The following is a 9,943-nucleotide window of genomic DNA, read 5'->3' on the forward strand; positions in this document are numbered from 1 at the left end:
TGGAGATGGCATAGTCATTAACTTTTTGGCCATTGACCATAATGCATACGTTAGACTTCCGGCTGCTAACATCAATACCGAAAACAGTTTTCAATAAATCCATAAGAATAAACCTCCGCTTTACTTGGAGATGAGCTGCCTTCAACCTAATCCAATCAGATCTAATTTTCTCAACAGGACTTTAATAGCCAACATACTTAGACGAGATTCTCAATTGAATGGTGAAGCTGCCAGTTTTTATTACGACATCGTGTGTCCAAAAAGCCCACGGCATTGGCTTCATCTCCACTTTATATAGTAAAAGAAAAAGTGTTGAACGACTACTCCGTCGAGTAATCATCCAACACCAGATTAGTATGTTTTGTTTGCTTTTTTATTCCTTAACTGTCAGAACCTTCAATTCCTTGCTAGTGTGGGTGAATGGCTTGAAGCCTTCCTTGGTGAGGACCCCGCAGTCTTCGATCCGGACGCCGGAAAAGCCTGGGATGTAGATCCCTGGTTCAATGGAGAAGCACATGCCTTCTTGCAAAACAACATCGTTGCCGTTATGATTTTTTAAATAATTGGACTTCGATTAAAATACGGGTTGCATTATTACCAATTACGGTGTATTATTTGCTCAATAATTAAAATTGTTGCATGAAATTAGCAATCAACTGATTACTGATTTTGCATAGGAGGATAAAATGAATAAAGCAATTAGATTGTTAGTGGTATCTGTAATGGCTGTAGTTCCATTTTTGCAGCCTGCATCACTAGTAGAAGCGAGTTTAGATCAAAGAAATGATGTTACTATGAACACTTCGACAGTTTTATCAAATAAAGAAATAAGTAAATTTGATAAATATGTTCAAGTAAAAAATAACAAGTTTATTCTTAACTTACCTGTAAATAATAGTTTTTCCAGTCAAGAAATTGAAGCAGTTCAGCAAATGATTGACAATACAAATGAAGACGTATCTGCTAATGATAAAAAGATTAATGTTACCACTAAAGAAGTGACAGCAACGTCTCCCTCAAACAATAATATAAAGTTTGGTATTAGCTTGTATGCTTCAAGAAAGAAGACGACCAAAAAGCATTATACTTATAAACTATTTTGGTGGGGAACAAGATACTATTTCAGAAGTAATGCGGCTGTTTATCAAATGGATCACGAATTAGACAGTTATGTGACAGCGTTGGCCATTACTGGAGCTTTGGCTGCAGTTGTTTCTTCAGGTGCTGCGGCAGCTGTTTCCGGTAGTGTAGCTGCTTATCTTAATAAAGTAAAAAGTGATTTAGACTATATGAATAACATGCATCCACATAGCTATTTGTACATGGATGTTAACAAAACTGGATTTTATAAAATCAAAACGTTTAAGTAATTAGGCGAGGATAAAGCACATGACGACAACAAACATGGTTCTTTTTCTGATTTACCTAACGGCAATGTATTTTTCCTTTAAGAAAACAGAAGATCCGTTTGTTTTGAAGCTGAGAAAATACCGGGGAATAATTTTGACCATCCTGCCTGCTGCTTTTTTTGCCATTTTTGTCATGAAGGAAGGCTATCATGATTTTCTGAATGTCTACTTGCTGTTGACCGTAATTGGGGTATACTACTTGATTCGCGACCTTCGCAAGGCATAATTGTATACAAAAAAGGCTTCTAGAAGAGAGATACTTTTAGAAGCCTTTTTCTGTTTTCAATTTTATTCCTTAACCGGCAGAACCTTTAATTCCTTGCTAGTGTGGGTGAATGGCTTGAAGCCCTCCTTGGTGAGGACCCCGCAGTCTTCGATCCGGACGCCGGCAAAGCCTGGGATGTAGATCCCTGGTTCAATGGAGAAGCACATGCCTTCTTGCAAAACAACATCGTTGCCGTTAGCGATGGACGGGAATTCGTGGACTTCCATCCCGATCCCGTGGCCCAAGCGGTGGATGAAGTATTCACCGTATCCGGCGTCAGTGATGATCTTGCGGGCTACGCCGTCAAGTTCGCTAGCGGTCATGCCTGGCTTAGCCGCGTCAATGGCTGCTTGCTGGGCAGTCCGGTTGACTTCGTAGATTTCCCGCATCTTGTCGGTCGGTTCCCCGTAAGCAACCGTCCGGCTGGAGTCTGAAGCGTAGCCTTCGTGCATGGTCCCCAAGTCAAAAAGCACCAGTTCGTTTGGCTGAACCGTGTTCATGCTTGGGCCTTGGTGCGGGTTAGCCGCGTTCTTACCAGCCTGGACAATGGTGTCAAAGCTGGTCTGCATCACGCCCTTTTGCAGCTTCAATTGGTATTCAATCTGGCTGACCACGGCCCGTTCGGTAACCCCGTTTCTGAGGGCCTCAAAACCGATCTGGAAGGCAAAGTCCGCTTCTTCCCCGGCCTTGCGCAGCTTGACCAGTTCGCTTTCCGTCTTGAAGAGGCGGATGTGGGCGATGAAGTTAGACAAGTCCTTGGAGAAGTCGGAGTCAGGGAATTGAGCGTGCAGGGCCTGGTAGTGGGCAACCGTCAAGCCGCTTTTTTCAACAGCCCAGTTTTGATAGTCCTTGGTCCGCTGCTTGATTTCTTCAGCGATCTTGCTCCATGGGTCTTCGCTGTCCAGGTAGCCGACCACGTCCCCGTCCCAAGCTGATGCCTTGGCTTCTTCATAGTTCAAGGCCGGGCAGAAGAGGAAGGGTTCGGCGTCCTTGAAGGCGAAAAGCTTGAAGATTCTTTCTTCAGGATCAGTAATGAAACCCGTGAAATAGTTGATGGTAGTCGGGCTGGAAATGTAGGCTACGTCCATCCCGTTTTCTTGCAGCCAGTTTTGTAATTTGTCTAAATTCATGGCAAAATTCTCCTTAATTAATGAAATCAACCTCAGTATAGCACTAAAAAAACTGAAAAAAGTTGAAAAAATGGCTGTAAGCGATTGCACCAAAAGCATTCTCATGGTATCATTATATCAGTAATTAGTATTTAGATAGGTGGGCTGTTATTATGCATAAGCAAGATGTAACCATTTACGATGTTGCTCGGGAAGCCAAGGTTTCTATGGCCACGGTTTCCCGGGTAGTCAACGGCAACAACAATGTCCGCAAGGAAACCCGTGACCGGGTCATGGAAGTTATCAAGCGTCTGCACTACCAACCAAACGCGGTAGCGCAGGGTCTGGCCTCAAAGCGGACCACAACGGTCGGCTTGATCGTGCCTGACTTGACCAACTTGTACTTTGCCGAATTGTCAAAGGGGATCGACGACATTGCTGTTTTGTACAAGTACAATATCATCATCTCCAGCGTGGAAAACCGCTTGATGAAGGAAGACGCCGTCATTCAAGGCTTGCTCAACAAGCAGGTTGACGGGGTCATTTACATGTCCAACAAGCTGTCTGAAGAAGCAGCGGAAGCCTTCAAGCGGACCGACACGCCAGTCGTTTTGGCCGGAACTGTTTCCGATAACCTGGAATTTCCGTCAGTCAACATCGACTACAAGAAGGCCGACACAGAAGCTTTGAACCTGCTTTTAAACGACGGCAAGAAGAAGCTGGCCTTGGTTGTGGGTGACAAGGAAGCGCCAATCAACCGGGACCACCGGATTCCGGCCTTTGAGAAGTTCGTGGCTGACAATGAACTGGAAGGCTGCGAGATTTTTGACAATATCAAGGACTACTCCGACGGCTACAACCTTTACCCGGAACTGGCCAAGAAGGGGATCAGCGGGGCCATCGTCACCAAGGACGTTTCCTCAGTTGGCCTCCTCAACTCCGCTCTGGACCGCGGGGCTAAGGTGCCGGAAGAATTCGAAATCGTTACGGCCAGCGCGACCCAAATCGCCTCAGTTGTCCGGCCAGCCTTGACCACGATCAAGCAGCCGCTCTACGACTTGGGGGCCGTAGCCATGAGAATGCTGACCAAGCTGATGAACGATGAAGGCCTGGAAGACAAGCACATCGTTTTGCCATACGAATTGATCAAGAAGCAAAGTACCTTGAACAAGTAAGATTTTTCTAAAGAGCCTGCCAAGCGGCGGGCTCTTTTAGTTTCGCCCGGGCAAAGGCGGCTGAACTTTGTGTTACAATCTTTTTATAAGATAATGGGGGGCACAAATGGATCACTTATACGAGCAATTCGACTTGATCGAAGAGATTACCAGAAACGACGGCAGTCAGTACTATGAAATTTCCAACATCGACCAAAACGGCTTCGCGGAACTGGCGGTCAACAACGGTTTAATCAAGAGCGTGCGGATTCTGGTCATCAACATCCCGCGCACCAAGGCGCTGGAAACTTACGAGCAGTACATTAACAAGGCCTACCAGCTGCATACTTTGATGAACGAAGAAGACTGGGAGAACCCGCAATGGGTGGAATGGGACAAGCCTAAAGGCCCGGTCAGGGATGCTTATGAAATGGTTTTGAAAGCGAACAAGATCGGCTAGGAGGAAGAAAATGGAAACTTTGCGGATTCTGCATACCAACGACTTGCACTCGCACTTTGAACATTTTCCAAAAATTAGGCGCTATTTGAAGCAGGTACAAGAAACGGCGGCTGCCGACCAGGTTTTGACTTTTGACGCCGGCGACTTCATGGACCGGTCCCATCCCTTGTCTGATGCTACAGAGGGCCAGGCCAACATCCGCTTGATGAACGACTTTCACTATGACGCTATCACGATTGGCAACAATGAGGGAATTTCCAACCCGCATGCCGTTTTGGAGCGGCTTTTTGACCACGCCAACTTCCCGGTCCTCTTGTCTAACCTCAGAGAAGAAGACGAAAGCTGGCCGGCCTGGGCCAATGATTACAAGATCATCAAGACCAAAAAGGGCACCCGGTTGGCTTTAGTAGGCTTAACGGCTGCTTATCCAATGACATACGGTCCCAACCACTGGCAGATCAAGATGCTGGGCGAGACTATGGACCGGGTTCTGCCGGAAATTGCCGGCCAGTATGACTGCTTGATTTTGCTGACTCACGTGGGCCTCAGAATGGACCAGTGGCTGGCCAAGCACTACCCGGAAATCGACCTGATCGTGGGCGGACACAGCCACACCCTTTTGGAAAAAGGGGTTAGGGAAGGCCGCACCTGGATCACCCAGACGGGCAAGTGGGGCAATTATGTCGGCGACATCAGCCTGGAAATCGGCGATGACCACAAGATCATTTCGATTAAACCAACTACCGTGCCGGTAGCTGATTTGCCAAGCCAGGCGGGCGATGAAGCAGAAATTGCCGCCTTATATGAAGAGGGGCAGAAGATGCTGCAGAGCCGGCAGGTGGCGGACTTGCCAGAGAAGTTCAAGGATGACAAGCTGGCCGCGATCGACGTCTCCTTGGAGGCAATCGCTGACTTTGCCGGCACCGACCTGGCCATGCTGAGCACCGGCCTCTTTTTGACGCCATTTAAGCGCGGCCTCATCAACCAGTTTGACCTCCAGCATGCCTTGCCACACCCGATGCATGTCGTCCGGACCACTCTTTTAGGCCGGGACTTGTGGCGGCTGGTCATGGAAGTGGAAAAGAACCGGCACTTTTTGGAACATTATCCTCTGGTGGGGATGAGCTTTAGAGGGAAGATTTTTGGCGAGGTCTACTACAGGGGGATCAAGTATGACCCAATGACCAGGAACGTTTTCGTCAACGGGCAATTGCTGGACCCGGCGGAAGAATACCGGATCGCCGTTTTGGACCACTATGTCCTGATCCCGTTTTTCCCGACTTTGGCCATTGTCGGTGAAAATGAATTCCTCTTCCCGCAGTTTTTAAGGGAAGTCGTGGGCGACTACTTGGGCCGTAAATATCCTGTGAAAAAAGAAGGTGAACTTATTGAGGAAAGAGCAGAAAGAAGCGAAAAAAGATAAAGAGAAGGAGAAAAAGCTAAAAGAAGCTAGAGGCAAGAAAGAGCAAAAAGAAGAGGCGGCTGAAGTCAAGCCCCTCCATCCCCTGGCAGAAGTTGCAATTGCCGGCGAGAAAGTGGTGATCAACCAGCGCGAATACCGCCTTTTGGTCAACCAGCGGGATGCCCTGGACCGGGAAGTCTTGAAGCAAAAATACGATCCATACCTGGATCAGTATGACTACCTGGTCGGGGATGTTTCCAGCGAGCATTTGCGCCTTAGGGGCTTTTACAATGACTATGTCAAGACATCCATTGACCGGAAAAAGTCGACGATTGTTGACTATTTGACTGAATACTGCAATCCTGGCGCGCCTTACTTTATCCTGGAATCCCTCCAGCCCAGCCGTAAGCCCCGGCCGACCCAGCGCCGGCGGCCAGCCAGAAAGCGGCCGAAGAACAAGGCGGCTTTTAGCGAAAGAAAGGTCAAGGACGGCCGGCCCAAGAAGGGCAGCTATGCTGAAAGCCGCAAGAAGAACCGCCGCCAGGCCTTTGTGATTAGAAAGAAGAAGCCGTGAAAGATTACCGCTTATTTTTGATTGATTTGGACGGGACCATTTACCGGGGCAAGGAGACCATTGAATCCGGCGTCCGCTTTGTCAAGCGCCTGGATGAGGCAGGTCTTGATTACCTGTTTTTGACCAATAACACGACCCGAACGCCCCAGATGGTAGCTGATAAACTGGCCGGGCACGGAGTCAAGACCGACGTTTCTAAGATCTACACGCCCAGCATGGCCACGGCCAGCTATATTTTGGAAAAAGAGGCGAAAAGGCCAATCGGTGTCTACATCATTGGTCAAATTGGCCTTTGGAAGGAGATACTGGACCGGCCGGAATTCTACTATGATGAGGAAAATCCCGACTACGTGATCGTGGGGATGGACACGGATTTGACCTACCACAAGCTCATGGTAGCCACCCGCTGCATTCACCGGGGAGCGGTCTTTATCGGCACAAATTCCGACCAGAACCTGCCGGTGGGCAAGGAATTGCGGCCAGGCAACGGTTCAATTTGCGCGGCCTTGGAAGTTGCCTCTGGGCAAAAGCCCCTTTTTATCGGCAAGCCGGAAGCTATTATCGTTAACCGGGCCCTGGACTTGACCGGGGTCAAGGCGGAAGAGGCCTTGATTGTCGGTGACAATTACCCAACTGACATTATGGCCGGAATCAACAGCGGAGTGGACACCCTCTTGACCTTGACCGGGGTGACGCAAAAGGCAGACCTGGCCGGTCTCACTCCGCCGACTTATTTAGTGAACGATTTGGATGAATTTAGCCTATGAAAAAATTCCTAAGCAAGCTGGGCCAGCCCCTTTTCCATTTCCTTTTCGCGGTTTCCAGTGCTGTCGTTGGCGCGATTGTAGTCAGTTGGCCCCTGCTTTTGCTTTTTACCTTGCTGGAGAAGACTTACCAAACGGTTAACTTGACCGTGGGCCAGGTCATGAGCAACTATAACCAACTCCTGCTTTACCTGGTCTGGCCTGGTCAGACCAAGCTGCAGATGAGCAACCTGCCGACTTCGGCTTCAGCGGCTGCTCACTTTGCCGATGTCAAAAATCTTTTTACTCTGGCCGAGCTAGTTTTCCTGCTCTGCCTGGCTCTCAGCAGCTATTTCCGCAATTACAAGAAGCCGCTTAAATTGACCCAGACCCAGGCCTTGCTCTTGATGCTGCTGCCGATTGTGGTCATGCCTTTTGCCTTGACCGACTTTGACAGTTTCTTCCGGGTCTTTCATACTTTCTTTTTCCGTAGCGACAACTGGCTTTTTGACCCGGCGACTGATCCAGTCATCAACATCTTGACGGAAGGCTTCTTTGCCTCCTGCTTTGCCGTTGGCGGGGCGATTTACGAGCTCTACCTGGCCCGCTTTTTGCTGAAAAAGTAAACCGGAAAGCACTTAAACAGAATTTAGACCAAAAAAATAAGGACCGGCAGGTCCTTATTTTTTGCTTTGTTTTATTCGCCAAATTGCTGCTCGTGCCGCATGGTGAGCTTTTTCTTCAAGGCCACGACCAGGATTGGCACGACTGAAACCAAGATGATGCCGATCACGATCAAGGAGAAGTGGTCCTTGACGAGCGGGAAGTTGCCGAAGAAGTAGCCGATACCGGTGAAGAGGGCAGTCCAGAGCAGGCCTCCCAGGATGTTGTAGATGACGAAAGTCCGGTAGTGCATCTTGCTGCCCCCGGAGATGAAGGGCACGAAGGTCCGGATGAAGGGGATGAAACGGCCGATCACGATGGTAATGGAGCCATGTCTTTCAAAGAACTTCTCCGCTGCCAGCCGGTTGTTTTCATTGATCAGCTTGTTGAACCAGCTGTGCTTGGCTCCGGAAGTGACTGACCACTTGCCGATTTCATAGTTGATGCTGTCACCGATAATTGCGGCAGCGGCGGCAATAAGATAGAGCAGCCAGACATTTAAACCGTATTTCGGGTTGGCGGCCATGGCGGCAGCCGCGAAGATCAAGGAGTCACCTGGCAGGAAGGGGAAGATGACCAAACCAGTTTCGATAAAGATGATGGCAAAAATGATCCAATAGGTTCCTGCCCCAAAGTTGTTGACGATGGTCACCAAGTGGTCATCGATGTGCAGGATAAAGTCAATCAGTGGCATGTGTTAACCTCATTTCTTATTTTTCTTTTTTCCGCTAGATACTGGTTGAGTGGATGGTCAGGCTTTTTTCCGGGAAGAGGTCCTGCATAATCGCGTTGACCGCGATCTGGGCTTCCCCAAAACCGATCCCGATAACTGGCACCCGGCCCGGATAGCCGCAGGAGTCGCCAATGGCATAGATGCCAGGCACGCTGGTCTGCATGGACCGGTCAACGGCGATCAAGCCCTGGTCCAGGTCAACCCCCCACTTGTTAACAAAGCGGTTGTCGGCCCGGAAGCCGTAGGCGACCAGGATCTGGTCAAAAGTTTCTTGAGTGACTTCATCTCCGCCGACCTTTTTCAAGGAAATTTGCAGCTGGCCCTTTTCGACCTGCATGCTCTTTGGCAGGTAGGGGGTCTTTAAGGTCACCTTTTGGTCAGCCTTCAAGTTTTCCACGCTGCTTTCCATGCCCCGGAACTGGTCACGCCGGTGAACGAGGGTGACGTCAGCGATTTGGGAAAGTTCCTGGGCCCAGTCTAAAGCCGTGTCTCCGCCGCCGAAGATGCCGATCTTCTGGCCAGTAAAGAGGTCAGGATTTTTGAAAAAGTAGTGGATGTGGTCTTCAGCCTCCGGGGTCGCCTTGAGGGGGAACTTTTTGGCCTTAAAGGCCCCGTTGCCAGTTGCCACGATAATGCTGCGAACCTGGTATTCGCCATCGATCACGAAGTCGTCAGTTTTCTCCAGCTGGCTGACCTTGTGGCCAGTGACCAGGTCCTGGTCGGTTAAGTTGGCTAAGAGGCGCTTGGTTAAGTCAGCCGCGGTGATTTCATTGAAGACAGGGATGTCCAGGATCTTCTTGAAGGGGTAGAGCATTTCCGGCTGTCCGCCAGGTTCGTTCAAGGATTCAAGGATAACCGTCTTTAAGCCATGCAGGCGGGCGAAGTAGGCCGCGAAAAGGCCGACTGGTCCAGCGCCAATCACGGCAAGATCATATTGTTTGATAAGCGAGATCTCCTTTCGAAAATATACTAAAACAACTTTACCATAGAACGCCGGCAAAATTAATTAAGAAGCGAAACGAAAAAAGTAAAAAACTTGTTACAAAATTTTCAAGCTGAAAAAGGCAAAAATCGAACTATCTTTTCTGGCAAAAGAGAATTCTTCAGCTAAAAGCGAAAAAGTGGAATATAAGCAGAAAACTAGCAATCACAACTCTGCCGGGTGGGCCAATCATAAAACGAATGAAAAAGCAAATTTGACGAATCGGAAAAAGCTAGTATACTAATGTTTGTTGCCGCGTGAGACAAGCAGGTCTCGCAGAGGCAAAAAGAAAATATCGAAAACTTGTTGACAAGAAGTCGACAAGCGAGTAAGATATAAAACGTTGCGTCACTAAGACGCAGTTGGTACTTTGAAAACTGAACAAAGTTTCGCAGTGTGCGGGTCAAACAATGTTTGATCCAAACAAATAAGCGAAGTCAATTCGCAAG

Annotated in this window: 11 protein-coding genes and 1 pseudogene; 8 read left to right on the forward strand and 4 right to left on the reverse strand. The window is 48.6% G+C overall.

Annotated features, from left to right (window positions below):
- Window positions 1-373: 373 nt before the first annotated feature.
- Window positions 374-547: pseudogene (locus Q0J41_RS03815) on the reverse strand (M24 family metallopeptidase); the annotation flags it as partial.
- A 139-nt stretch (window positions 548-686) separates the two neighbouring features.
- Here Q0J41_RS03815 and Q0J41_RS03820 point away from each other — a divergent pair.
- The gene (locus tag Q0J41_RS03820; protein WP_296226341.1) at window positions 687-1,370 is read left to right on the forward strand and encodes a hypothetical protein; all 684 of its coding nucleotides are present in this window, start codon (window positions 687-689) and stop codon (window positions 1,368-1,370) included.
- Between the two features lie 19 nt (window positions 1,371-1,389).
- Window positions 1,390-1,635, forward strand: coding sequence for a hypothetical protein (locus tag Q0J41_RS03825; RefSeq protein ID WP_296226342.1), 246 nt, complete (start codon window positions 1,390-1,392; stop codon window positions 1,633-1,635).
- Window positions 1,636-1,697: 62 nt separating this feature from the next.
- On the opposite strand, the gene pepQ is transcribed toward Q0J41_RS03825, so the two are convergent.
- Entirely contained in the window at window positions 1,698-2,804 is a 1,107-nt protein-coding gene (gene pepQ / locus Q0J41_RS03830) for a Xaa-Pro dipeptidase (RefSeq protein ID WP_296226343.1), read from the reverse strand.
- A 152-nt stretch (window positions 2,805-2,956) separates the two neighbouring features.
- Here pepQ and Q0J41_RS03835 point away from each other — a divergent pair, with 152 nt between their 5' ends.
- From Q0J41_RS03835 to Q0J41_RS03860, 6 genes are all read left to right on the forward strand, one after another.
- Complete coding sequence (locus tag Q0J41_RS03835) at window positions 2,957-3,958, forward strand: substrate-binding domain-containing protein (RefSeq protein WP_296226345.1); 1,002 nt, start codon at window positions 2,957-2,959, stop codon at window positions 3,956-3,958.
- Between the two features lie 106 nt (window positions 3,959-4,064).
- Entirely contained in the window at window positions 4,065-4,397 is a 333-nt protein-coding gene (locus tag Q0J41_RS03840) for a hypothetical protein (RefSeq protein ID WP_003619597.1), read from the forward strand.
- Between the two features lie 10 nt (window positions 4,398-4,407).
- Window positions 4,408-5,820 (forward strand): bifunctional UDP-sugar hydrolase/5'-nucleotidase, encoded by a 1,413-nt coding sequence (locus Q0J41_RS03845; protein ID WP_296226348.1) that lies wholly within the window; start codon window positions 4,408-4,410, stop codon window positions 5,818-5,820.
- Window positions 5,786-6,373 carry a YutD family protein gene (locus Q0J41_RS03850; protein WP_296226351.1) on the forward strand — a complete coding sequence of 196 codons (588 nt, stop codon included), beginning with the start codon at window positions 5,786-5,788 and terminating at the stop codon, window positions 6,371-6,373. The genes Q0J41_RS03845 and Q0J41_RS03850 overlap by 35 nt, the downstream gene beginning before the upstream one ends.
- Complete coding sequence (locus Q0J41_RS03855) at window positions 6,370-7,140, forward strand: TIGR01457 family HAD-type hydrolase (protein ID WP_296226352.1); 771 nt, start codon at window positions 6,370-6,372, stop codon at window positions 7,138-7,140. The genes Q0J41_RS03850 and Q0J41_RS03855 overlap by 4 nt, the downstream gene beginning before the upstream one ends.
- Window positions 7,137-7,742 carry a TIGR01906 family membrane protein gene (locus Q0J41_RS03860; protein ID WP_296226354.1) on the forward strand — a complete coding sequence of 202 codons (606 nt, stop codon included), beginning with the start codon at window positions 7,137-7,139 and terminating at the stop codon, window positions 7,740-7,742. Before Q0J41_RS03855 ends, Q0J41_RS03860 begins: the two co-directional genes overlap by 4 nt.
- Window positions 7,743-7,813: 71 nt before the next feature.
- Here the strand turns inward: Q0J41_RS03860 and Q0J41_RS03865 are convergent, their stop codons facing one another.
- Complete coding sequence (locus tag Q0J41_RS03865) at window positions 7,814-8,473, reverse strand: VTT domain-containing protein (protein ID WP_296226356.1); 660 nt, start codon at window positions 8,471-8,473, stop codon at window positions 7,814-7,816.
- A 34-nt stretch (window positions 8,474-8,507) separates the two neighbouring features.
- Window positions 8,508-9,434, reverse strand: coding sequence for an NAD(P)/FAD-dependent oxidoreductase (locus tag Q0J41_RS03870; protein WP_296226359.1), 927 nt, complete (start codon window positions 9,432-9,434; stop codon window positions 8,508-8,510).
- Window positions 9,435-9,943 lie beyond the last annotated feature (509 nt).

Origin of the sequence: uncultured Lactobacillus sp., assembly GCF_944327175.1 — a bacterium.
In the GTDB taxonomy this organism is placed as follows: Bacteria; Bacillota; Bacilli; order Lactobacillales; family Lactobacillaceae; genus Lactobacillus.